At 69.4% G+C, this 21,872-nt stretch carries 23 protein-coding genes; 13 read left to right on the top strand and 10 right to left on the bottom strand.

All coding sequences use genetic code 11. The annotated features are described in order from the left end of the window. Positions 1–123 precede the first annotated feature (123 nt). On the bottom strand, positions 124–888 hold the full coding sequence (locus ACFFC4_RS12225; RefSeq protein ID WP_375501186.1) for a lysophospholipid acyltransferase family protein: 765 nt from the start codon (positions 886–888) through the stop codon (positions 124–126). Between the two features lie 142 nt (positions 889–1,030). Between ACFFC4_RS12225 and cofC the strand changes: the two genes are divergently transcribed. Genes cofC through ACFFC4_RS12210 form a run of 3 tightly spaced genes read left to right on the top strand, consistent with a single transcriptional unit; the run spans position 1,031 to position 4,722 of the window. Next, positions 1,031–1,678: a 2-phospho-L-lactate guanylyltransferase gene (gene cofC / locus ACFFC4_RS12220; RefSeq protein WP_375501184.1), complete on the top strand. Its 648-nt coding sequence runs from the start codon at positions 1,031–1,033 to the stop codon at positions 1,676–1,678. After that, entirely contained in the window at positions 1,675–3,831 is a 2,157-nt protein-coding gene (locus ACFFC4_RS12215) for an RNA degradosome polyphosphate kinase (protein WP_375501182.1), read from the top strand. The genes cofC and ACFFC4_RS12215 overlap by 4 nt, the downstream gene beginning before the upstream one ends. Before the next feature lie 3 nt (positions 3,832–3,834). Beyond that, complete coding sequence (locus tag ACFFC4_RS12210; protein WP_375501180.1) at positions 3,835–4,722, top strand: NUDIX domain-containing protein; 888 nt, start codon at positions 3,835–3,837, stop codon at positions 4,720–4,722. Positions 4,723–4,805: 83 nt separating this feature from the next. Here the strand turns inward: ACFFC4_RS12210 and ACFFC4_RS12205 are convergent, their stop codons facing one another. The 3 genes from ACFFC4_RS12205 to leuC all read right to left on the bottom strand — a co-directional run bounded on the left by ACFFC4_RS12205 (position 4,806) and on the right by leuC (position 7,831). Then, positions 4,806–5,684 carry an HU family DNA-binding protein gene (locus ACFFC4_RS12205; protein WP_375501178.1) on the bottom strand — a complete coding sequence of 293 codons (879 nt, stop codon included), beginning with the start codon at positions 5,682–5,684 and terminating at the stop codon, positions 4,806–4,808. Positions 5,685–5,813: 129 nt separating this feature from the next. Next, positions 5,814–6,407, bottom strand: coding sequence for a 3-isopropylmalate dehydratase small subunit (gene leuD, locus ACFFC4_RS12200; RefSeq protein WP_375501176.1), 594 nt, complete (start codon positions 6,405–6,407; stop codon positions 5,814–5,816). Between the two features lie 11 nt (positions 6,408–6,418). Then, entirely contained in the window at positions 6,419–7,831 is a 1,413-nt protein-coding gene (gene leuC, locus ACFFC4_RS12195) for a 3-isopropylmalate dehydratase large subunit (protein WP_375501174.1), read from the bottom strand. 58 nt (positions 7,832–7,889) lie between these two features. Between leuC and ACFFC4_RS12190 the strand changes: the two genes are divergently transcribed. Then, positions 7,890–8,621 (top strand): IclR family transcriptional regulator, encoded by a 732-nt coding sequence (locus ACFFC4_RS12190; RefSeq protein ID WP_375501172.1) that lies wholly within the window; start codon positions 7,890–7,892, stop codon positions 8,619–8,621. Between the two features lie 568 nt (positions 8,622–9,189). On the opposite strand, the gene ACFFC4_RS12185 is transcribed toward ACFFC4_RS12190, so the two are convergent. Then, positions 9,190–9,876, bottom strand: a complete 687-nt coding sequence (locus tag ACFFC4_RS12185; RefSeq protein ID WP_375501258.1) for a YqjF family protein — start codon at positions 9,874–9,876, stop codon at positions 9,190–9,192. A gap of 53 nt (positions 9,877–9,929) precedes the next feature. Further along, a complete protein-coding gene (locus ACFFC4_RS12180) occupies positions 9,930–11,375 on the bottom strand; it encodes an NAD-dependent succinate-semialdehyde dehydrogenase (protein WP_375501170.1) in 1,446 nt (481 codons plus the stop codon). A gap of 104 nt (positions 11,376–11,479) precedes the next feature. Here ACFFC4_RS12180 and ACFFC4_RS12175 point away from each other — a divergent pair, with 104 nt between their 5' ends. Further along, entirely contained in the window at positions 11,480–12,793 is a 1,314-nt protein-coding gene (locus ACFFC4_RS12175) for an esterase/lipase family protein (protein WP_375501168.1), read from the top strand. On the opposite strand, the gene ACFFC4_RS12170 is transcribed toward ACFFC4_RS12175, so the two are convergent. Both ACFFC4_RS12170 and ACFFC4_RS12165 read right to left on the bottom strand, forming a co-directional pair. Beyond that, positions 12,794–13,255 carry a MarR family winged helix-turn-helix transcriptional regulator gene (locus ACFFC4_RS12170; protein ID WP_375501166.1) on the bottom strand — a complete coding sequence of 154 codons (462 nt, stop codon included), beginning with the start codon at positions 13,253–13,255 and terminating at the stop codon, positions 12,794–12,796. Continuing rightward, on the bottom strand, positions 13,252–13,680 hold the full coding sequence (locus tag ACFFC4_RS12165) for an SRPBCC family protein (protein ID WP_375501164.1): 429 nt from the start codon (positions 13,678–13,680) through the stop codon (positions 13,252–13,254). The genes ACFFC4_RS12170 and ACFFC4_RS12165 overlap by 4 nt, the downstream gene beginning before the upstream one ends. Positions 13,681–13,794: 114 nt before the next feature. Here ACFFC4_RS12165 and ACFFC4_RS12160 point away from each other — a divergent pair, with 114 nt between their 5' ends. The 3 genes from ACFFC4_RS12160 (at position 13,795) to ACFFC4_RS12150 (ending at position 16,098) form a co-directional block, all read left to right on the top strand. Further along, on the top strand, positions 13,795–14,319 hold the full coding sequence (locus tag ACFFC4_RS12160; protein WP_375501162.1) for a YbhB/YbcL family Raf kinase inhibitor-like protein: 525 nt from the start codon (positions 13,795–13,797) through the stop codon (positions 14,317–14,319). Further along, the gene (locus ACFFC4_RS12155; protein ID WP_375501160.1) at positions 14,316–15,410 is read left to right on the top strand and encodes an S-(hydroxymethyl)mycothiol dehydrogenase; all 1,095 of its coding nucleotides are present in this window, start codon (positions 14,316–14,318) and stop codon (positions 15,408–15,410) included. The genes ACFFC4_RS12160 and ACFFC4_RS12155 overlap by 4 nt, the downstream gene beginning before the upstream one ends. A 64-nt stretch (positions 15,411–15,474) precedes the next feature. Next, positions 15,475–16,098 (top strand): MBL fold metallo-hydrolase, encoded by a 624-nt coding sequence (locus tag ACFFC4_RS12150; RefSeq protein WP_375501158.1) that lies wholly within the window; start codon positions 15,475–15,477, stop codon positions 16,096–16,098. 3 nt (positions 16,099–16,101) lie between these two features. Here the strand turns inward: ACFFC4_RS12150 and ACFFC4_RS12145 are convergent, their stop codons facing one another. Beyond that, a complete protein-coding gene (locus tag ACFFC4_RS12145) occupies positions 16,102–16,341 on the bottom strand; it encodes a hypothetical protein (protein WP_375501156.1) in 240 nt (79 codons plus the stop codon). 104 nt (positions 16,342–16,445) lie between these two features. On the opposite strand from ACFFC4_RS12145, the gene ACFFC4_RS12140 reads away from it, so the two are divergent. From ACFFC4_RS12140 to ACFFC4_RS12125, 4 genes are all read left to right on the top strand, one after another. Next, positions 16,446–16,886, top strand: a complete 441-nt coding sequence (locus ACFFC4_RS12140) for an OsmC family peroxiredoxin (protein WP_375501154.1) — start codon at positions 16,446–16,448, stop codon at positions 16,884–16,886. Positions 16,887–16,979: 93 nt separating this feature from the next. Then, a complete protein-coding gene (gene zwf / locus ACFFC4_RS12135) occupies positions 16,980–18,374 on the top strand; it encodes a glucose-6-phosphate dehydrogenase (RefSeq protein ID WP_375501152.1) in 1,395 nt (464 codons plus the stop codon). Positions 18,375–18,419: 45 nt separating this feature from the next. Continuing rightward, positions 18,420–19,250: a thioesterase family protein gene (locus tag ACFFC4_RS12130; protein WP_375501150.1), complete on the top strand. Its 831-nt coding sequence runs from the start codon at positions 18,420–18,422 to the stop codon at positions 19,248–19,250. A gap of 64 nt (positions 19,251–19,314) precedes the next feature. Next, positions 19,315–20,250 carry a hypothetical protein gene (locus ACFFC4_RS12125; protein WP_375501148.1) on the top strand — a complete coding sequence of 312 codons (936 nt, stop codon included), beginning with the start codon at positions 19,315–19,317 and terminating at the stop codon, positions 20,248–20,250. On the opposite strand, the gene ACFFC4_RS12120 is transcribed toward ACFFC4_RS12125, so the two are convergent. Next, positions 20,247–20,753 (bottom strand): hemerythrin domain-containing protein, encoded by a 507-nt coding sequence (locus ACFFC4_RS12120; RefSeq protein ID WP_375501146.1) that lies wholly within the window; start codon positions 20,751–20,753, stop codon positions 20,247–20,249. The genes ACFFC4_RS12125 and ACFFC4_RS12120 overlap by 4 nt on opposite strands. 76 nt (positions 20,754–20,829) lie before the next feature. On the opposite strand from ACFFC4_RS12120, the gene ACFFC4_RS12115 reads away from it, so the two are divergent. Beyond that, positions 20,830–21,813: an NAD(P)H-binding protein gene (locus ACFFC4_RS12115; RefSeq protein ID WP_375501144.1), complete on the top strand. Its 984-nt coding sequence runs from the start codon at positions 20,830–20,832 to the stop codon at positions 21,811–21,813. Positions 21,814–21,872: the final 59 nt, after the last annotated feature.

Raw genomic sequence — 21,872 nt, 5'->3', positions numbered from 1 at the left:
GAGCAGGACGAATGGGCATGGCCTTCGGCGGCCGGAGCGAAGCGGAGGACGGTCACGCGACGACGCAGTCGGAGCAGGACGAATGGGCATGGCCTTCGGCGGCCGGAGCGAAGCGGAGGACGGTCATGCGGCGTCCGAGGATGTCTCGCCGGCCCGGCGCCAGATGTGGAGCGGGCCGGTGGGCTCGGGCAGTCCGCGCAGATCGGCGACGTCGTGGCGCAGCCGCAGCATGATCAGCTCGGTGATCTCGCGCAGCACTCGCGGCGTTGCTTCGATTTCGCCGAACGCCGACAGGTCGAGCGGCTCGCCGACCGAGAGGGTGTGGCGCGGGCGTGGGACGAGCTTGAGCTTCCTGGCGTACAGGTCGACCTGGTCCTGCACGCCCCACTGCACGACGGGGATCACCGGGACGTCGGGCACGAGGGTGGCCAGCCGCGCGGCGCCGGTCTTGCCGGCCATCGGCCAGCCACCGGGGTCGCGGGTGACGGTTCCCTCGGGATGGAGCACGATCAGCTCGCCGCGGCTCAGCGCGGCGACAGCGGCGGCCAGCGATTGGCGCGCGTCGGTCGTACCCCGCTTCACCGGGATGTGGCCCATGCTGCGCATCCCCCAGCCGATGACGGGGACTTCGAAGATCGACTCCTTGGCCAGGAAGCGCGGGACCCTTGCTGCGTCGAGCACGAACTTCGCGACGAGGAACGGGTCGACGTGCGAGACGTGGTTCACGACGATGATGGCCGGGCCCTGCTGGGGCATGCGCTCGAGGTGCAGGTAGCGCAGACGGAACAGCAGGCTGGCCGGGGCGTAGAGGACGAACCAGGTCAGTCGCCAGCCGAACCCCATCTTCTCGCCGTGTCCCGGCTTGCGTAGCTTGGCGAGCCTCGCCACGTCACCGTCCTCCGCCTCGTTGCTGCCGTGAGCGCAGCGCTTGACGCTCGTGCGCGCGACCGCCTGCAGTCTGCCGTACCCGCGACCTCCCGTCGTGGACGGGCAGCCGCGCGGCTCTGGGGGCCGTTCCTAGACTCGAACCGTGCCCTGGACCGTTCTCATCCCGGCCAAGTCGCTGCCGGCAGCGAAATCGCGGCTGGCACCGCGTGCCGCGGACGCCGCCGGGCACGCCCGCCTGGTCGAGGCGATTCGTGCCGACACCCTTTCTGCGGCCCGGTCGGCGACCGGCGTCGCGCGCGTGCTGCTGGTCGTCGACCGCCCAGGTGAGTGGGCCCCGGTCGGTGCCCAGGTCGTCGTGCAGCGACGCGACGGGTTGAACGCGGCGTTGACGGACGCCGCCGCCGACGCGCGCTCGTCCTGGCCGGATGACGGGGTGGCGGCCCTACTGGGTGACCTGCCTGCCCTGCGCCCGGCCGAACTCGCCGACGCCCTGCGACAGGCCGCCGACCTCGACGCGGGGTACGTACCCGACGCCGAGGGCAACGGCACCACGATGCTGACCGCCGCCCCGGGCCGACAGCTGCAACCGCAGTTCGGCGCGGGCTCAGCTGCGCAGCACGCCGCCGTCGCCCGGCTGATCGAGGCCGGGCCCGGTCTGCGCCGCGACGTCGACACCGCGGACGACCTGCTGGCTGCCGTCGCCCTCGGGCTCGGAGCCGCCACTCGCGAGGAGCTCGCCTCGGCAGCGGAGATTCCTAGTTCACCCGGAGACGGCATAGTGAGGGCATGAGCGTCGAACCGAGCACTGTTTCCAGCCATGGGTCGGTGTCGATGGATCCGACGGACTCCGTACCGGAGGGTGACCTCGAAGCGACCGACGCACTGCACGTCGAAGACCTACCCGACGACCGCTTCAGCAACCGCGAGATGTCCTGGCTGGCGTTCAATGCCCGCGTGCTGGCCCTCGCCGAGGACACCTCGCAGCCGCTGCTCGAGCGGGCCAAGTTCCTTGCTATCTTCGCCAGCAACCTCGACGAGTTCTACATGGTGCGCATCGCCGGGTTGAAGCGCCGAGCGAGCACCGGCCTGCAGGTGACGTCCGCCGACGGGCTGTCGCCGCGCAACACCCTGGCGCGGCTGTCGGATCGCATCAAGCAACTCGTCGACCAGCACGCCCGCTGCTTCAAAGAAATCGTCAATCCCGAGCTCGAGGGCCACGGCATCCACATACGCCGCTGGGACGCCCTCGACCGCGACGAACACGCCACGCTGGCCGAGTACTTCGAGTCCAAGGTCTTCCCGGTGCTCACCCCGCTGGCCGTCGATCCGTCTCACCCGTTCCCCTACATCTCCGGGCTGTCGCTGAACCTGGCCGTCCTCGTCCGCGACCCGGACGAGGAGGTGCAGCGTTTCGCGCGGGTCAAGGTGCCCAACAACGTCCCCCGGTTCGTCGTCGTGTCCGAGAGCCCCGCCGAGGTCGAATACCTGCCAATCGAGGACCTCATCGCGGCCCACCTGCAGATGCTGTTCCCGGGCATGGAGGTCGTCGAGCACCACGTCTTCCGGGTCACCCGGAACGCCGACTTCGAGGTCGAGGAGGACCGCGACGAAGACCTGCTGCAGGCCCTCGAACGCGAACTCACCCGGCGCCGCTTCGGACCGGCCGTGCGGCTCGAGGTCACCGACGACATCGACGAGAACATCGTGACGCTGCTGGCCAGCGAGATCGAGGTCTCGGCCGAGGACATCCTGCGGGTGCCCGGGCTGCTGGACCTCAGCTCGCTGCACCAGGTGTACGACGTCGACCGGCCGGCGCTGAAGGAGCGACCGTTCGTCCCGACGACCAATCCGCGTTTCGCCGAGGGCGAGACGCCCAAGTCGGTATTCGCGATGATGCGCGACGGCGACGTCCTGGTGCATCACCCGTACGAGTCGTTCGCCACGAGCACCCAGCGCTTCATCGAGCAGGCCGCGGCCGACCCGAATGTCCTGGCCATCAAGCACACGCTGTACCGGACGTCGGGTGATTCGCCGATCGTGGAAGCGCTCATCGACGCGGCCGAGGCCGGCAAGCAGGTGGTCGCGCTCGTCGAGATCAAAGCCCGCTTCGACGAACAGGCCAACATTAAGTGGGCACGCGCGCTCGAGCGTGCCGGGTGCCACGTCGTCTACGGGTTCGTCGGCCTGAAGACGCACTGCAAGACGGCGCTGGTGGTACGGCAGGAAGGCAACCAGATCCGCCGTTACGCCCACGTGGGCACCGGCAACTACAACCCGAAGACCGCGCGGATGTACGAGGACCTCGGGCTGTTCACGGCCGACCCACAGATCTGCGCCGACCTCACCGACCTGTTCAACGTGCTCACCGGGTACTCGCGCCAGACGCAGTACCGCTCACTGCTGGTGGCGCCGCAGGGCATTCGAGCCGGGCTCATCGAGCGCATCGAGCACGAGATCGAGCTGGCTCGCGCGGGGCGTCCCGCCCTGATCCGCTTCAAGACCAACCACCTGGTCGACGAGCAGACCATCGACGCGCTGTACCGCGCATCCCAGGCCGGGGTGCGCGTCGAATTGCTGGTGCGCACGTTCTGCACGATCAAGGCGGGCGTTCCGGGGCTCTCGGAAAACATCCGCACGCGCTCGATCCTCGGCCGCTTCCTTGAGCACTCGCGGGTCTACTACTTCGGTGGCGACGGGGATCCGCAGTACTGGATCGGCTCCGCAGACCTCATGCACCGCAACCTCGACCGTCGCGTCGAGGTGCTGTGCCAGGTCAGCGACCGTGCGTCCCGTGCGCACCTGCAGGACTTCCTCGACCTCGCGTTCGACGACAACGTCTCGGCCTGGGACCTGCAGCCCGACGGCGAGTGGGTTCGGTCCGACGGCCAACATCGTGACTTCCAGGAGCTGCTGATCAAGCGGCTGGCCACCCGCAGGGAGTAGTCGATGCCCGACAAGCGATCGTCGGGCAGCACCATCCGGGCCGCAGGCGGCGCGGTGTGGCGCATGCGTGACGGAGTTGTGCACGTCGCACTCGTACACCGACCGCGCTACGACGACTGGTCCCTGCCGAAGGGCAAGCTCGAACCCGGTGAGAGCGAGCTCGACGCCGCGGTCCGCGAGATCGGTGAGGAGCTCGGGTCGCGGGTTGCCGCGTCGCGTCGCCTGACGACGATCTCCTACGACGTGGACGGCCAGCACAAGACGGTGTCCTACTGGACGATGCGCCACCTCACGGGCCAGTTCGTGGCCTCGGACGAGGTCGACGAGGTCGCCTGGCTCCCGGTGGCCGAGGCCAGCGAACGGTGCAGGCACGACGGCGACCGCGAGGTGCTCAACGACTTCGCGACGACGCCGCCCCCGGACTCGGTGATCGTGCTCGTCCGGCACGCGAAGGCGGGCAAGCGCTCGGAGTGGTCAGGGCCGGACGTCAAGCGCCCGCTCGATGCGGCCGGTCGGCGGCAGGCCCGCGCGCTCGCCCGCTTCCTTCGCTGTTTTGCACCTGACCGCGTGCTGTCGGCCAACCCGCTGCGCTGCGTGCAGACGGTGGGGCCGTTCGCGAACGACGCCGCGCTGGACGTCGTCGTCGAACCGGCCTTTGGCGACGAGGCATACGAGCGCGATCCGGCGGCGGCCGAGAACGCGTTGCTCGCGCTGGCCAAACCGCGCCGGGTAAGTGTGGTCTGCAGTCAGGGAGCGACCATCCCCGGCCTCGTTCCGGCCGTTGCGCCGTACGTGCGCTCGGCCGAGACGAAGAAGGCAGCGGCATGGGTGCTGTCGTTCGTCGACGGCGTTGCCGTTGCCGCCGACTACTGCTCCCAAGCCGGGCGGTAGGCGCCGAACGGGACTCACCGCTTAACGCCGCTGGGGCGCCGATCCACATCCGGATCGGCGCCCCAGCGCAGCTTCGTACGGAGCTACTTCTTCTTGGCGCCAGACTTCTTGGCCGCCTTCTTCGCGGGTGCCTTTTTCGCGGCCGCCTTCTTCGCGGGTGCCTTCACGGGTGTCTTTTTCGCAGGTGCCTTTTTCGCGGCCTTCTTGGCCGGCGCCGTGGTCTTCTTCGCGGCCTTCTTGGCCGGGGCACTCGCCTTCTGGGCCTTCTGCGCAGCCTTCTTCGCGGCCTTCTTGGCCGGCGCTGTCGACTTGGCCACCGACTTCTTGGCCGCCTTGGCCGCCTTCTTCGCAGCACTCTTCGACGGAACGCCGGTCTTGGATCCCAGACTCGACCCGGCTACCGATTTCGCTGCCGGACCGGAGGACTTGCTGGCCAGTGCCTTGGCGGCGCCACGCTTCTGTGCCTTCTTCGCCGCTTTGGCCGGCGCCGAGTTGGTGACGGCGGACAGCGCCTTGCCCGGCGCCTCGCGCACAGCCTCGACTGCGTCGGCTACTGCGCTCTGCGCCAGCTCCTGCGCATCGTGGACAGCGGCGGCTGCGCGTGAGCGGGTGTCGCGTGCGGACTCGGCCAGGCTCGCCACTGCGGCCTGTGTCCGCGCTGCGCGCTGCTCGAGCACCTCGCGGGCGCCACCGGCGATCGACTTGAATTCGGCGCCGGGGCGGAAGGCCGGCACCTTCGATGCGGGCACGTTCACCGTGGCACCGGTCGCGGGGTTGCGCGCGGTGCGTGCCGCACGGTCGCGACGCTCAAAGACACCGAAGCCGGTGATGGCCACGCGCTCGCCACGCGAGATGACGTCGTAGACGCTGTCGATCATCGCGTCGAGGGCGGTGGCGGCGCGCTTTCTGTCGCCGTCGAGACGCTCGGCGAGCAAGTCGATGAACTGAGCCTTGTTGGGCACGTGTCCTCCTGGGACCTGGTCATGATCACCGGCGATCGCACGATGGTCTTGTTCCGGGTCACGGTAGGGCTTTGCGGGGTCGACAACAACGCGAACACCCGGTCTCGCAAGGAATTTCGTCTTTCGAGGTCAGACCGACGCGGTCGGCAACCAGGGTTTGCGAGCGCTCTCGTACGTCGCGATCTCGTCGGTGTGCTGCATCGTCAGGCCGATGTCGTCGAGGCCCTCGAGCAGTCGCCACCGCGCGTAGTCATCGAGCTCGAAGTCGTGCACCTCGCCGCTCCACCGCGCCTGACGCTCGAGCAGATCAACGGTGACCTCGGTCTTCGGGTCGTCCTCGATGTCGTCCCACAGCCGTTGGACGATCTTCTCGGGCAGGGTGATCGTCAGCAGCCCGGCCTTGAGCGAGTTGCCGCGGAAGATGTCCGCGAACCGCGGCGAGATGACGACGCGGAAGCCGTAATCCCACAGCGCCCACACCGCGTGCTCGCGCGAGCTGCCGGTACCGAAGTCCGGTCCGGCAACGAGCACAGTCGCGCCGTCGAAGCGCGACTGGTTCAGCACGAAGTCGGGCTCGTTCGCCCGCCAGGCGTTGAACAGGCCGTCCTCGAAGCCGGTGCGCGTCACTCGCTTGAGATACACCGCCGGGATGATCTGGTCGGTGTCGACGTTGGTGCGCCGCAGCGGCACCGCGGTGCCGACATGTACCGAGAAACTGTCCATCGTCGGGTCTCCTACAGGTCTGCGGGGCTGGCGAGGTGGCCGGTGAGGGCGGTGGCCGCGGCCACGAGCGGCGACACCAGATGCGTGCGTCCACCCTTGCCCTGCCGGCCCTCGAAGTTGCGGTTCGACGTACTGGCACTGCGCTCGCCCGGCTTGAGTTGATCGGGGTTCATCCCCAGGCACATCGAGCAGCCGGCCTGGCGCCATTCGGCGCCGGCCGAGGTGAAGATCGCGTCGAGACCCTCGCGCTCGGCCTGCTGCCGCACCCGTACCGAGCCCGGTACGACGAGCACTCGCACACCGTCGGCGACCCGCTTGCCGTCGAGCACCTGCGCCGCGGCACGGAGGTCTTCGATGCGACCGTTGGTGCAGGACCCGACGAACACGGTGTCGACCTTCACCTCGCGCAACGGTGTGCCGGCGGTCAATCCCATGTAGGCAAGGGCTTTCGTGGCGGCTGCGCGATCGCCCTCGTCCTCGAAATCGGCCGGGTCCGGAACCGTGGCCGACAGCGGCGCGCCCTGCCCCGGGTTCGTGCCCCACGTGACGAACGGGGCCAGCCCGGCAGCGTCGATCACAATCTCGGCGTCGAACTCGGCGTCGTCGTCGGTGCGCAGGCTTGTCCAGTACTCGACCGCTGCGTCCCAGTCGGCGCCCTTCGGCGCGTGGTCGCGACCCTGGACGTAGTCGAAGGTGGTCTGGTCGGGTGCGATCATGCCGGCCCGCGCACCCCACTCGATGCTCATGTTGCAGACCGTCATGCGGCCCTCCATGGACATCTGCTCGAAGACCGAGCCGCGGTACTCGACCATGTAGCCCTGGCCACCGCCGGTACCCGTGCGGGTGATGACCGCGAGGATGACGTCTTTCGGGGTGACGCCAGGGGGCAGCTCGCCGTTCACCGTGACGGCCATCGTCTTCGGGCGATCCATGGGGAGCGTCTGGGTTGCCAGCACATGCTCGACCTGGCTGGTGCCGATGCCGAAAGCGAGCGCGCCGAACGCACCATGCGTGCTGGTATGGCTATCGCCGCAGACAATCGTCATGCCCGGCTGGGTGATACCGAGCTGCGGGCCGATGACGTGCACGATGCCCTGCTCGTCATCGCCCATCGGGTAGATGGTGACGCCGAACTCGGCGCAGTTGCGGCGCAGGGTGTCGATCTGCGTGCGGCTGACCTCGTCCTTGATCGACTCGGTGCCGATCAGCGGCAACACATAGTCGGTCGGGGTGTTGTGGTCCTCGGTGGCGAGCGTGAGATCCGGTCGATGCACGGGGCGACCCTCGAGGCGCAGGCCGTCGAACGCCTGCGGGCTCGTCACCTCGTGTATCAGGTGCATGTCGATGAACAGCAGGTCGGGCTCGCCCGCGGCAGCGTGCACCACGTGGCTGTCCCAGAGCTTCTCGGCGAGCGTCTTGCCCATGCCTCACACCTCGCGTGTTGGTTGCTTGTCTCATCCTGCGAGACAGTAGTATCGCTGTATGGGACAGCCTAGCAGCGCGGAGCGACCGGGCGACAGCGGCCAGAGCGGGATCGGCGTCGTCGACAAGTCAGTGGCGATCCTGGCCTCGGTGGCGCTGGCCCCGCGGGCGCTGGCGGACCTTGTCGCGGCCACCGACCTGCCCCGGGCCACCGCGCACCGGCTGGCCGTCGCGCTCGAGGCGCACCGCCTGTTGGCCCGCGACGCCGAAGGCCGCTTCATCCTCGGCCCGCGCCTCGGTGAGCTGGCCGCGGCGCTGCCCGACCCGGTGGTCGCGGCGGCCGGACCGGTGCTGGCGTGGGTGCGCGACGAGTGCGGCGAGAGCGCCCAGCTCTACCGCCGCGATGGCGCGGAGCGAGTGTGCGTAGCCGCCGCCGAGCGAGCACACGGCCTGCGTACGACCGTGCCGCTGGGCACCCGGTTGCCGCTGAACGCGGGTTCTGGTGCGCAGGTGCTGTGCGCGTGGTCGGACCCGGCCTCGCTCGTCGGGGTCGAGACGTTCTCCGAACGCTCGCTCGCCGAGGTGCGGCGCCGCGGCTGGGCGCAGTCCATCGGGCAGCGTGAGGCCGGCGTCGCGTCTGTGTCGGCACCGGTGCTTTCCCCCGAGGGCGAGCTGCTCGCCGCCATCTCGGTCTCCGGCCCGATCGAACGCCTCGGCCGCTCCCCCGGCACCCGCCTCGCCCCGCTGCTCACCCGCGGCGCGCACCGCATCACCACGTCCCTCGCTACCTGACCCCTCGCCCTCCGGTCAGTGGTCACTTACGTACGTCCGTGGTCACAAGAGACCGACCATCGACAACAGCAACTGACCACTGTTGTTACGGCAGCAAGTGCGGTGCCCGCTCCGACATAACGTGACGCACCTCAGGTTTGATCTGCCACGGCCGCCCCAGGAACCTCGGCTGGCCCGAAGTACAAGCACAGCCAACGCTCGGACGCAGGTCAGCGGCGCGAGTGATGTCCTTGCGCATGCGAATGGGGTCGGCGTGATCGGCGCCCTGGTACTCCAGGGCGAGCTTGGCTGCGGCCAGTAAACCGCCTCGTTCACCTCGAACACCGGCATGTCGGGCCCGTGCAGTGCCACGCGGAGGTGACTCTCGGGCCGGGACCTCGAACGCTGGTTCACCAGGGTCAGCGCGAGCCTGGCGCGCCTGACGTGGTGGCGTTGGGATCCAGTGGCTACTGCGGACGCCAGATCATCCACGGTGCGCCGGAACGCAGTGCGCTGTCCCCGGTGTCCGTGGCCACCGCGCGCCGACCATTGAGTGCCCCAGGTGATGATCGGCCCCAGGTGACTAGGGTCAACGGACGAGGGACGGACGGCCGAAGCGGGCGCGGACGCCTGGCGACCAGAGCGCTCTGAGAGGCACCCCGGCTGCGCGCACTCCGCTGGCCGCAAGCAGGTCGTCGTCCAGCTCGAGGAGCGATGCCTCGCGTAGCGGCCACGGCGCGTGCTCGTTCGGCACCCACACCGTGCGTCCGGCCACCCGGCTGTGCGCACCCCACCGCGACGTCAGCCAGGTCTCGAGCGGCGTCGGCTCGACGACCTCGCCGAGGCGCAGTGACAATCGGCTGCGCAGACCGCGCCGGGGCCAGCGGCGCACGCTGTCGTAGGTGACGACGTCGCCGTCTCGACGCGACGTCGCGTCCAGCGACATCCGCGCCCACGTGTACGGCATGCCGAACCCGATGCGCGCGAACGGCACGATCGCGAACCGCGCCGCCTCGAGCGAGCGGAACAGCACGCCGTGCCGACCAGCGTCGTCCACCGAGTACAGCCGGATGTTGGTCTCCAGGAAAGAGCCGAAGTACGGCACCGGCAGCCCCCGGCCGAATCCAGCTCGCCGCATCGCGAACGGCACGAGCGCGACGTAGGTCTGCCCATCGCTCCACACGTCGGGCCGCGTGCCAGGCGGGAAGAACCGAACCACGCTCGCCGGCTCGACCGGCCAATGGATGAAGGCGAGGTCGTTCCACCACTGGTCCATCAGCACCGGCCGCGGCAGCGGCGGCGCGAGTGCTGGGTACTCGGCGGGCAGGTTCACCAGTTGGTGGCGACGTACGTGGTCTCGAGGTACTCCTCGATGCCCTCGAACCCGCCCTCCCGACCGAGGCCGGACTCCTTAACGCCACCGAACGGTGCGGCCGGGTCGGACACCAGTCCGCGGTTCAGGCCGACCATGCCGACCTCGAGCTTCTCGCTGACCCGGAGCCCGCGCGCGAGGTCGCGGGTGTAGACGTAGCCGGTGAGTCCCATCTCGGTCGCGTTGGCCACCGCAATCGCGTCGTCGTCGTCCTTGACGACGATGATCGGCGCCACCGGCCCGAAGATCTCGTCGACGGCCACCGGCGCGTCACGTGGCACGTCGGTCAGCACAGTCGCCGGGTAGAAGAAGCCGCTGCCCTCAGGCGTCGACCCGCCGAGCACCGCCTTCGCCCCGGCCTGCACCGAGCGGGTCACCTTGTCGGCGACGCCGTCGCGCTGCTTGGCGTTGATCATCGGCCCGAGCTTGGTGCCCTCGGCGGTGCCGGGACCCATCGTCAGCTCGCCCATCTTCGCGGCCAGCTTCTCGGCGAACTCGCCGGCCACCGACTCCACCACCAGGAACCGGTTCGCCGCCGTGCAGGCCTGCCCGCCGTTGCGCATCTTGGCCAGCATCGCGCCCTCGACCGCGGCGTCCAGATCGGCGTCGTCCAGCACGAGGAACGGTGCGTTGCCGCCCAGCTCCATGGACGAGCTGACCACGTGCTCGGCCGCTTGCTTCAGCAGCAGCGACCCGACCCGCGTCGAGCCGGTGAACGACAGCTTGCGTACGCGCTCGTCGGCCAGCGCGTGTTCGACGAGGTCGCCCGGCTTGTCGCAGGTGATCACGTTGACGACGCCGGCCGGCACGCCGGCGTCCGTGAGCACCTGAGCGAGCACGAGCGCGGTCATCGGCGTGTCCTCGGCGGGCTTGAGTACCACTGAACATCCTGCTGCCAGGGCGGGTCCGAGCTTGCGGGTGGCCATCGCGGCCGGGAAGTTCCACGGGGTCAGCAGCAGGGCGACCCCATACGGCTTCTTGAAGGTGACGATCCGGTTCGCGCCGGTCGGCGACATCCGCACCTCGCCGCCGACGCGAACGGCCTCCTCCGAGTACCAGCGGAAGAACTCGGCGGCGTAGGTGACCTCGCCGCGGGAGTCGGTGAGCGACTTTCCCATCTCCAGCGACATCAGGAACGCGATGTCCTCGCTGCGCTCGATCATCAGCTCGTAGGCCTTGCGCAGCACCTCGGCGCGTTCGCGGGGCGCTCGTCCGGCCCAGTCCGGCTGTGCAGCAGCGGCCGCGTCGATGGCCGCGTCCAGGTCGTCCAGCCCTGCCCGGGCGACGGAGGTCAGCACGTCGCCGGTCGATGGATCAACGACCTCGAAGGCGCCCTGCGACCCGTCTCGCCACTGACCGTCGATGTACAGCTGGGTGGGGATGCCGGCCGGCAGTGCTGTCATGAGAAATCCTCCGCTTGCGTGGGGCGCATCGTCATCGTTCAGCTTGCCACTCGCACGAGAACCACGGTCTTGCGCTTCAGTGCACAGTCGTTCACTGTGTATGCATGAGGTCGGACGAGATCCGCGACGCCGGTGGCTTCGCCGGCCACGCCCTGGGCGACATCACCACTGCAGTGCGTGACACGCACGTCGCCGTCGCCGGGCGCATCTTCGGTCTGCTCGGCTCGGCCGGCGCCCCGATCAAGCTGCTGCACGACAGCATCTCGACGGTCGCGTACATCTCAACCCGATTGGGTTTGACCTATGGGCCGCAGGCGGCGGGCCTGCTCGCCGAGGCGCTCGGTCACGGGTCGGACGAGTCGATGCACGACCGGCCCAGGGCCCGGCTCGCGATCGGCGCGATCAACGGTGTGCTGGGCGACCAGATCGCCGACGAGCACCCCGCGCTGGCGCCCGAGCTGCGTTTACGCCACCACGCCGGACCGCTGCGCCGGTTGCCGGTCAACCTCGCGCACGACGCCGACGAGCGGGCGACCGGCCGCATCGTCGTCTTCCTGCACGGGCTGTGCGAGACGGACCTTTGCTGGTCGTACTCGGCCGTCAAACGGTGGGGCGATGGCACCGTCACCTACGGTTCCAAGCTGCGTGACGACGACGGATGGACTCCGCTCTACGCCAACTTCAACACCGGCCTGCACATCTCGGCGAACGGCCGCGAGTTGTCGGACCAGTTGACCGGCCTCGTCGAGGCGTGGCCGGTGAAGGTCACCGAGATCGCACTGGTCGGCCACTCACTCGGCGGCCTCGTGGCGCGCAGCGCGGCGCACCAAGGGCACGAGGACGGCATGCGCTGGACGAAGCTGCTGCGCCACGTGGTCGGGCTCGGCACGCCGCACCACGGCGCGCCGCTGGAACGCTTCGCCAACTGGGGCGCACAGCACCTTGCCCGACTGCCCGAGACCAGGGCCGTCGCCGGCTTGATCCATCGACGCAGCGTCGGCATCAAGGACCTGCGGCACGGCTCCATGCTCGAGGCCGACTGGCTGGACTGGCATCCGAACGACCCCCAGAACCGGGTCACCGAGGCGCCCCTCATCCCGGGCGTCGCGTACTCGATGGCCTCGGCGACGCTGTCGCGCCGGACCGAGGGGTTGTTCGCAATGGACCTGCTGGTGCAGCACAGCAGCGCGCACGGCAAGGGCAAGTCACGGACGATTCCGTTCGACGCCGCTCGCACGCACCACATCGGCGGCGGCAAGCACCACTTCGACCTGCTCGCCGACGCCACGATCTACACCGCGATGCGCGGGTGGCTGGCCGGCGCCGACGGTGCCGGACGAAGCAACGAGGACACCGCCGCCACGCGGCGCGAGAACCGTCGCACCGGGCGCACTCGCCAGCAGCATCGCGCCGGCTGATCACGACTGCGCGAGCAGCGTCCTCAGCTGGCGCACGAAGGTGTCCTGCTCGCGGCCGAGCGCGGCGAAGAACTGCCGGTCGCAGGCCTCGACGGCGACGAACGCCCGGTTCACCAGTTCGACACCGACCGCGGTCGCGTGCAGGGCGACGGCCCGGCCGTCGTCGGGGTGGGCTCGCCGCTCGACCAAGCCGCGGCCGGCGAGGGCGCGGGCGACCTGAGAGGTCATCATCGGGTCGGTCGCCGCGTGCTGGGCGAGCCGCACCTGGGTCACCGGGCCCTCGTCGACGCTGTTGAGCCAGGTGAGTGAGGCCAGCAGCACGAACTGCACGTGGGTCAGCTCGAACGGGCGCAGCTCGGCCCTGACGGCCGACTGCCAGCGGTTCGTGACCTGCCACATCAGCAGGCCGGCACTGTCACCGGCCTCGGCGTGCGCAGTGGCGAGGCGGCCCCGCGACGTCATGCAGCCTGCGACTCGAGTACCGCAGCACCGAGCCGGTCGAGGTCGGGCTGCATTGACGCGCGGATGCCGCGGCCGAGGATGCGTCGCCAGAAGAAGGCAAGCGGGCCGTCGAGGCCGACCTCGACCGCGACGTGCGTGCCCCGTGCATCGGTGGACACCCGGTGGTCGAAGGTGAGCCGGGCACCGAACAGCAATGAGACGTCGGTAAAGCGCCGACCGGGCTCAAGGCGCTCGATGATGAAGCGCACCTTCGGCCCGCCCTTCGGCTTGAGTATGCCGGTGGCGCCCTCGGTGAACTCGCCGTCGAGCCGTACCCACTCGGTGTCGAGATTCCATTCCGGCCACGTGGCCATGTCGGCCCACCTCGCGAAGAACGCGGCCGGGGCAGCGGACGAGTCGATGGCAGCTGACGCAAAGACAGGCATGGAAATAGTATGCACGCATAGTAACTAGTGCACAAGCCTCACCCCGCCGTTTCCTTCGTCCGGCAACCGGCCAGAATCGCAGGGAGTCCGAACCCGCGAACTAGGAGGCACGCCGTGAGCCGAAACCCCTACGACGATCTACCGCAGGTCGCGAGCTTCGAGGTGACGAGCGCCGACGTCACCGACGGCGAGGCATTGAACGCGCCGCAGGTGTCGGGCGTGATGGGCGCGGGTGGCGAGGACGCCTCGCCCCAGCTGTCCTGGACGGGCGCGCCCGAGGGCACGCAGAGCTATGCCGTGACCGTCTACGACCCCGACGCACCGACGGCCAGCGGGTTCTGGCACTGGGCGGTGTTGAACATCCCGGCCGACGTCACGGAGCTGGCGGCCAACACGAGCAAGACCGGCCTTCCGGACGGTGCGGTGCAGCTGAACAACGACGCGCGCTTCCCCGGATACGTCGGCGCGGCCCCCCCGGCCGGCCACGGCACGCACCACTACTGGGTGGTCGTGCACGCCGTCGACGTGCCCAGCCTAGACATCCCAGAAGAGGCAACGCCCGCCTACCTGGGCTTCAACCTGTTCAGCCACACGCTGGGCCGCGCCACGATCGTGGGCACCTACGAGGTCGCAGAATGAGCCAGCAGGTGAAGGGCGTGATCGCGCGGTCGAAGGGCGCCCCGGTCGAGGTGGTCACGATCAACGTCCCCGACCCGGGCCCAGGCGAGGCGCTGGTGACGGTGCAGGCCTGCGGCGTGTGCCACACCGACCTGCACTACCGCGAGGGCGGTATCAACGACGAGTTCCCGTTCCTGCTCGGCCACGAGGCCGCCGGCGTCGTCGAGGCAGTGGGCCCCGACGTCACCGACGTCGCACCGGGCGACTTCGTTGTCCTCAACTGGCGCGCCGTCTGCGGCGAGTGCCGCGCCTGCAAGCGCGGCGAGCCGCAGTACTGCTTCAACACCCACAACGCCACCCAGAAGATGACCCTCGAGGACGGCACCGAGCTGTCGCCGGCGCTGGGCATCGGCGCGTTCGCCGAGAAGACCCTCGTCGCCGCCGGACAGTGCACCAAGGTCGATGCTGGCGCTCCGCCCGAAGCAGCCGGCCTGCTCGGCTGCGGCGTCATGGCCGGCATCGGCGCGGCCATCAACACCGGCGCGATCAAGCGCGGGCAGAGCATCGCGGTCATCGGTTGCGGCGGGGTAGGTGCGGCGGCCATCGCCGGCGCACGGCTCGTCGGCGCGAACACGATTATCGCCATCGACATCGACGACCGAAAGCTCGAGACGGCCAAGGAGTTCGGCGCCACCCACACCATCAATTCGAAGGGTCTTGATCTCGACGCCGTCGTCGAGGCGGTCCAGGACCTCACTGGCGGTTTCGGTGCCGACGTCGTTGTCGAGGCCATCGGCCGGCCCGAGACCTACAAGCAGGCGTTCTATGCCCGCGATCTCGCCGGCACGGTCGTCCTCGTCGGGGTGCCGAATCCCGAGATGATGCTGGAGCTGCCGTTGATCGACGTCTTCGGCCGCGGTGGTGCGCTCAAGTCGTCCTGGTACGGCGACTGCCTGCCCAGCCGCGACTTCCCGCTGCTCGTGGACCTGTTCCAGCAGGGCCGCTTCCCGCTCGACAAGTTCGTCACCGAGAAGATCGGTATCGACGACATCGAGGCTGCGTTCGAGAAGATGCACAAGGGCGACGTCCTGCGCTCGGTGGTGATGCTGTGAGCGACGCTTGCGGAGCGAACCGACGGCATCGTGCTTCAGCAGAGTCGAACGAAGTGAGGCTCTAATGGCGGCTCGGGTCGAGCACACCGTCACGAGCGGAACGTTCAGCCTGGACGGCGGCACGTGGGACGTCGACAACAACGTCTGGGTGATTGGCGACGACACCGATTGCGTGGTCATCGACGCGCCACACCAGGTCGAGCCGATCGCCGAGCTGATCGGCGAGCGCAACCTGCTGGCCGTGCTGTGCACGCACGCGCACGACGACCACGTGACGGTGGCCAATGAGCTTGCCGACCGCTTCGACGCGCCGGTCCTGCTGCACCCCGACGACTCACCGCTGTGGCGGATGACCTACCGGCACGGTTCGTTCGAGGAACTCGCGGACGGCCAGACCTTCGACGTGGGCGGCACGCAGCTGCAGGTCTTGCATACGCCCGGGCACGCACCCGGAGCGGTGTGCTTCTACGCGCCCGAGCTCGGGTGCGTGTTCACCGGCGACACGTTGTTCAACGGCGGTCCCGGCGCAACCGGCCGATCCTTCTCGGACTTCGACACGATCGTTGGGTCGATCCGCTCGCGGTTGCTGACCCTGCCGGCCGAGACGGTCGTGCACACCGGGCATGGCGACGACACCACGATCGGTGCCGAGGCTGCCGCTGCGGACGGCTGGACCAAGCCGGAATAACGATCAGGCCGGGACGCCACCAGGTTCAGGGTCCGGGTCACCGTCGGGGATGAGCGGCTGACTCGGCGAAATCGCCGGCACCGGATCGGGACCGTCCGGCCCGGGCTCACCCGGCGCCGGCTCGATCGGTGCGGGCGGCAGTTCGACCGGTGCGTCGGGATCCAGCTCACCGGGGTCGTCGGGCACCGGCTCGGTGGGATCGATCGGCGGCAGGTCGTCCGGATCGGGCGTCGGCAGGGCCATGGGCCTAGTAGACACCACGAGGCGGAGATCGTCGTAGCGGTTCCGGACGGTGGCAACGCGCTGAGTACGTTCTGGTGAACCCACCCCTGACATCAAGGAGCACCATGCCCACTCGCACCGCACGCACCGCCTGGAACGGCACCCTGCAGGACGGCTCCGGCCAGGTCGAGCTGACCAGCTCGAAAGTCGGCACCTACGAGGTTTCATTCCCGAAGCGGGCCGCCGACGACGCCGACGGCACCACCAGCCCTGAGGAGCTCATCGCCGCGGCGCACTCGTCCTGCTACGCCATGCAGCTCTCGGCCCTGATCGCCGAGGCCGGCGGCACCCCGCAGGCTCTTGACGTGACCGCCGACGTCTCGCTCGGCCCGGACTCGGGCGGCGGATTCAAGCTGACCGGCATCAAGCTCACCGTTCGCGGCGAGGTCGACGGCCTCGACGCGGACGGTTTCGCCAAGGCCGCCGCCGACGCGAAGGCCGGCTGCCCGGTGAGCAAGGCCCTCACCGGCGTCGAGATCACCCTGGACGCCGCGCTGGACAGCTAGACCCCTGGCTGATCAACAGCGCTGAAACGTCAGATCGTGCCGTTTCAGCGCTGTTGATCACCGGAGGGGTGGCGGGGGCCCCACAATGTCGCCATGCAGACCCGAGCCGATGCCGTGGTGCTCTTCGGAGTCACCGGCGACCTGGTGTTCAAGAAGCTCTTCCCGGCGCTCTACCAAATGTCCCGGCAGGGCCGGCTGGGCGTGCCGGTCATCGGCGTCGCCCGCTCGGCCTGGGACGACGAGCAACTGATCGAACGGGCCCACAAGTCCATCGAGGCCGCGGTGGGGCAGCCTGACGACGCCGCCTTCCGGGAACTCGCGGCGCGGCTGACGATGGTCACCGGCGACTACGCCGACCCGGTCACCTACGAGCGGCTCGCCGAGCAGCTGCGGGAGTCGACGCGCCCGGTCTTCTACCTGGCCATCCCGCCGTCGGTCTTCGGCGACGTCGTTGCCGGCCTGGTGAAGGTCGGACTGGCCGAGAAGGGTCGCGTCATCGTCGAGAAGCCCTTCGGGCGCGACCGCGAGACCGCTGCCGATCTCAACCAGACCCTGGCCGGCGCGTTCACCCAGTCCGACATCTTTCGTATCGACCACTACCTCGGCAAGGAGTCGGTCGAGGGCCTGCTGGTCTTCCGCTTCGCCAACGCCTTCCTGGAACCGGTGTGGAACCGCAACTACATCGCCAGCGTCCAGGTGACGCTGGCCGAGGAGTTCGGCACCGAGGGCCGCGCCGGCTTCTACGACGGTGTGGGCGCCGTCCGCGACGTACTCCAGAACCACTTGCTGCAGGTCGCGGCGCTGCTGGCCATGGAACCGCCCATCGCCGACGATGCCGACGCGTACCGCGATGAGGAGGTCAAGGTGCTGCGTCAGGTCGAACCCCTCGACCCGGCCACCACCGTGCGTGGTCAGTACGTCGGCTACCTCGACGAGGCCGGGGTGGCGGCCGGTTCCACGACCGAGACGTTCGTGTCGACCAAGCTGTCCATCGAGTCCTGGCGTTGGGCCGGTGTGCCGTTCTACCTGCGGGCCGGCAAGTGCATGCCCGGTACCGCCACCGAGGCAGTCGTCGAGCTGCGGCGGCCGCCGCGGTTGCTGTTCAGCGAGATCGACGCGCCGCTGCCGGAGGCCAACCTCGTGCGCTTCCGGCTCGGGCACAGCGACGGCGTCACGATGTCAGTACAGGCCAAATCACCCGGCACCGAGACGGTCAGCCAGCCCGTCGACCTCGGGGTGGATTTCGCCACCGCGCTCGGCCACCGGCAGGAGGCCTATGAGCGCCTGCTCGACGACGCCATGGACGGCCGGCGGCACCGGTTCGCCCGCGCGGACACCATCGACCAGGAATGGCGCATCGTTTCGCCCATCCTCGACGTCGCAGAACGACCGGTGCCCTACTACAAGGGCACCTGGGGGCCGGCCCAGGCCGACGTTCTGGCCGGCGGCTGGCACGACGTCTCGCTAAGAATCAAGAACCAGGGGTGACGAGCCACTGACGCTCGCGTCGGCGGGGCCGTGTTGGATCGGGACGTGCCCACCGAACCGGACGCCCTGTTCTCCGCCGCCACTGCACTGACACCCGCCGGACCAGCTCTGGACGGCGTGCGCACGTTCACCGCTGACGCGCATCCGCGGTGGACGATCGGCGGCAAGCCCAACGGCGGCTACCTGCTCGCCATGCTCGGCCGCGCCGCCGCCGAGACGTCGACCCATGAGCACGTCATCGCCGCGAGCGCGCACTACCTGCGGGCACCCGAGGCGGGACCGGTCGAGGTGACCGCCGAGCTACTGCGCGCGGGCCGCTCGGCCAGCCAGCTGCGGGCCCGCCTCGTGCAGGACGGTCGCACGTGCGTCGAAGCGCTCATCACCACCGCCGACCTGAACCCCGAGGCCGATCCCTACTGGGCCGATGGCGTGCCCGATCCGGGAGCGAGCAACCGCGAGGCAGCACACCGGCTGCCCGCGGTGAATCCCAGCGGGGTGCAGGTCGACATCATGGGCCTCGTCGACATCCGCATAGACACTGAGACGTTCGGCTGGGCCCGCCGCGAACCCAGCGGTCGCGGCGAGCTGCGCGGCTGGCTGGCGCTGCCCGGCGGCGAGGACTTCGACCCTATCTCGCTGCTGTACGCCGTCGACGCGTTCCCGCCGGCCACCTTCGACATCGCCCTGACCGGCTGGGTGCCGACCCTCGAACTCACCGCCTACGTGCGCGCCCTGCCGGCGCCCGGCCCGCTGCGGGTGCTGCAGCGCGCGAGCCTCGTCGACGACCAGCGCGTCGACGAGCAGTGCTGGGTCTGGGACTCGCGAGGTCGGGTGGTGGCGCACGGCAGCCAGCTCGCCGGCATCCGGCTCGGCTGAGACTCCGCCGCGACTCCCCCTCCGGGGTGAGCCGCCAACCCCGCCTGTCGGGCACACTTCACTCGTGCCCCACTTTCCGCCGCAGCGCCTGGTGGAGAACCGCCGCGTCGTCGCGGGGCGCGCGTGGTGGGATCAGAGCATCGCCGGTCAGGGCGTCAGCCGGATGCGAGAGCTGGACCTCGACACCCACGCCCTCGCGCTGTGCGCGCAACAGGTGCTGTGCACCGCTCCGTTGGTGGTAGCGATGTCGGCGGTGCTGCAGCGCACCACCGGCCACAACGTCAGCGTCGTCATCGCCCGGTTCTTCGGCCTGACCCAGAAGTCGCGACATGACCTCTCGCTGCTGTTCGGTCGCGCGTCGCCGTCGATCAGCACGTCCGTGCTCGTCCTCGGGCTCGTCACCGCGGTGATCTTCATGACCAGCGTCGGTGCTGTGCAACAACGAGCCTTCGAACTGATCTGGACGCTGCCCCGTGCGAGCGGCGTGCGCACCCACTTTCGCCTGCTGCTCTTCGCGCCCGCCTTTACGGCCTTCATGGTGGCCGTCCTGCTGGCCGGTCGCATCGGCCGCTCCGTCGACGCCGAGTTCGCGCACGTGGGGCCCGTCTCCATCGCTGTCCTGCAGGCCGCGCTGGCGTTCGTCTTCTACTGGTGGACGCAGTTCTGGCTGCTGAGCGGACGCGTCTCGTACCGAGCGCTGCTGCCGGGCGCGGTCGCTGTCGCGGTGCTCACCACCGTCCTGGTGCGCCTGTCACGGCTGATCGTGCCCGGCCAGATCTCCTGGCAGGTCGACGCCTACGGGCTCATCGGAGCCGTGTTCGTACTGTCGGTCTGGCTGATGGTGCTCAGCGCGGTCATCTTCGCGGGTGTACTGATCGGTGCGCTCGTGGCTGAGCGGCGTACCAAGCCGAACGCAGAGGACGACGCGCTCGAGCCGACGCCACTCACCAGTGCGGGTCTGACCTCGGCCGCCGAAGAGCACGCACCGACCGGGAGCTAGCTGTTCGCTGCGATGTACTCCTCGGGATCGCGCTCACTGGTGTCGATGCCCTTGCCCTCAGGGTGCTGGCGCCAGAAACGCAGCCACTGCATGGCGAGCTCGTGCCGCACCTCGCGCGAGGCGCTCTTGATGAAGTCGGGCATGCCCTCGCGCTCCTCCTCGTCGAGGTGCTCGCCGTTCTCGGTGCGGGCCTTGCCGACTGCCTCGAACCACTCGTCGGATCCGGTCTCGTGCTCGCCAGCCGCGCGTACCGCCTCGCGGATGCTGTTGTGGTCGCTGATCGCGTCCTCGGTCTCGTCCTCGGGGTCGCCCTCCTTGCCGCCAAGCTTCAGCAGAGCCGGGTAGAACACCGTTTCCTCGGCCTCGGCGTGGATATCGAGCCGGGTGGCCAGCGGCTCCCAGATCGCGTCGAGCTCGGCCACATTGCTGGCCTCGTCGAGCAGGAAGAACTGCCGGCGGAACCAGTCGTGGTCGGCGTAGATCAGTTCGATGATGTCGGCCATGAGTCGTCACTACCCACCGGGGCGAGGCGGGTCACCGGAGGGTGACGGCAGTGGGTGGCCGGGGTACCAGGCTCCCGTGCAGATACTGGTGACCGGCGCGTCCGGCTTCGTGGGCCGGTCGCTCGTCCTGGCTCTGGTCGACGCCGGCCATGAGGTGCGGGCCATGACCCGTCGCCCTGAGGTGTACGACGGGACGGGCGAGCCGGTGTTCGGCGACGTCGACAACCTGGACTCGCTGCCCGCGGCCCTGGCCGGCTGCGACGTCGCCTACTACCTAGTGCACTCGCTGAACCACCGTGACTTCGTCACGCGCGACGCGGCCGCCGCGCGCGGCTTCGGCGACCTGGCCGCGGCAGCCGGGGTGCGGCGCATCGTCTACCTCGGCGGTCTCGGCGATCCGGACGACCGGCTGTCGGCCCACCTGCGGAGCCGCCAGGAGTGTGAAGGCCTGTTGGGCCTGGGGGGCGTACCGGTGAGCACCCTGCGGGCCGGCATCATCATCGGTCACCGCGGTGCCAGCTGGGAGATCATCCACAACCTCGTCGGCAAGCTGCCCGCGCTGACCGTTCCGCAGTGGGGCCGCACGCTCACCCAACCCATCGCCCTGTCCGACATGGTGCGGTACCTCGTCGGTGTGCTCGACGTCGACGACCGCGAGACCTACACCTTCGAGGTCGGCGGTGCCGACGTGCTGCGTTACTCGGACATGCTCAGCCGGGTCAGCGTCCTTGAAGGCCGGACGTCGATCTTCCTGCCGATCTGGCTGCCCGGCGGCACCCGGCCGGCCGCCCGGGCGGCGGCCGAGGCGTTGCCGCTGCTCACCGGCGTCGACCGGCACACCGTTCGGGCGCTGATCGAGTCGATGAAGAACGAGGTGGTCGTGCGCGACGACCTCGTGCGCAGCGTGGTGCTCTTCGAACCGATGGGCTACGACGACGCCGTGCTGGCCGCACTGCGCGACAGCGCCCAGGACAAACTGCGCGACAGCGCCCAGGACAAACTGCGCAACAGCGCCCAGGACAAAGTGCGCAACAGCGCCGCCGACGAACTGCGCCGGTAGGGGGAGCGCCGGGAACCTCGCTGGCGAGGTTCCCGGCGCAACCGCCGCTGCGCGTCGCG

The organism is uncultured Jatrophihabitans sp. (genome assembly GCF_964244045.1).
Lineage (GTDB): Bacteria > Actinomycetota > Actinomycetes > Mycobacteriales > Jatrophihabitantaceae > Jatrophihabitans.
The sequence above is the reverse complement of the archived record's forward strand: the minus strand, read 5'-3'. Positions and strand labels throughout refer to the sequence as shown.

Bases quoted from the DNA above. Each gene is read 5' to 3' on its own strand.
- ACFFC4_RS12215 (WP_375501182.1), top strand. From the start codon at position 1,675: ATGAGCGTCGAACCGAGCACTGTTTCCAGCCATGGGTCGGTGTCGATG.
- ACFFC4_RS12210 (WP_375501180.1), top strand. From the start codon at position 3,835: ATGCCCGACAAGCGATCGTCGGGCAGCACCATCCGGGCCGCAGGCGGC.
- leuD (WP_375501176.1), bottom strand. From the start codon at position 6,407: ATGGACAGTTTCTCGGTACATGTCGGCACCGCGGTGCCGCTGCGGCGC.
- leuC (WP_375501174.1), bottom strand. From the start codon at position 7,831: ATGGGCAAGACGCTCGCCGAGAAGCTCTGGGACAGCCACGTGGTGCAC.
- ACFFC4_RS12190 (WP_375501172.1), top strand. From the start codon at position 7,890: ATGGGACAGCCTAGCAGCGCGGAGCGACCGGGCGACAGCGGCCAGAGC.
- ACFFC4_RS12185 (WP_375501258.1), bottom strand. From the start codon at position 9,876: ATGGACCAGTGGTGGAACGACCTCGCCTTCATCCATTGGCCGGTCGAG.
- ACFFC4_RS12180 (WP_375501170.1), bottom strand. From the start codon at position 11,375: ATGACAGCACTGCCGGCCGGCATCCCCACCCAGCTGTACATCGACGGT.
- ACFFC4_RS12175 (WP_375501168.1), top strand. From the start codon at position 11,480: ATGAGGTCGGACGAGATCCGCGACGCCGGTGGCTTCGCCGGCCACGCC.
- ACFFC4_RS12170 (WP_375501166.1), bottom strand. From the start codon at position 13,255: ATGACGTCGCGGGGCCGCCTCGCCACTGCGCACGCCGAGGCCGGTGAC.
- ACFFC4_RS12165 (WP_375501164.1), bottom strand. From the start codon at position 13,680: ATGCCTGTCTTTGCGTCAGCTGCCATCGACTCGTCCGCTGCCCCGGCC.
- ACFFC4_RS12155 (WP_375501160.1), top strand. From the start codon at position 14,316: ATGAGCCAGCAGGTGAAGGGCGTGATCGCGCGGTCGAAGGGCGCCCCG.
- ACFFC4_RS12150 (WP_375501158.1), top strand. From the start codon at position 15,475: ATGGCGGCTCGGGTCGAGCACACCGTCACGAGCGGAACGTTCAGCCTG.
- ACFFC4_RS12145 (WP_375501156.1), bottom strand. From the start codon at position 16,341: ATGGCCCTGCCGACGCCCGATCCGGACGACCTGCCGCCGATCGATCCC.
- ACFFC4_RS12140 (WP_375501154.1), top strand. From the start codon at position 16,446: ATGCCCACTCGCACCGCACGCACCGCCTGGAACGGCACCCTGCAGGAC.
- zwf (WP_375501152.1), top strand. From the start codon at position 16,980: ATGCAGACCCGAGCCGATGCCGTGGTGCTCTTCGGAGTCACCGGCGAC.
- ACFFC4_RS12120 (WP_375501146.1), bottom strand. From the start codon at position 20,753: ATGGCCGACATCATCGAACTGATCTACGCCGACCACGACTGGTTCCGC.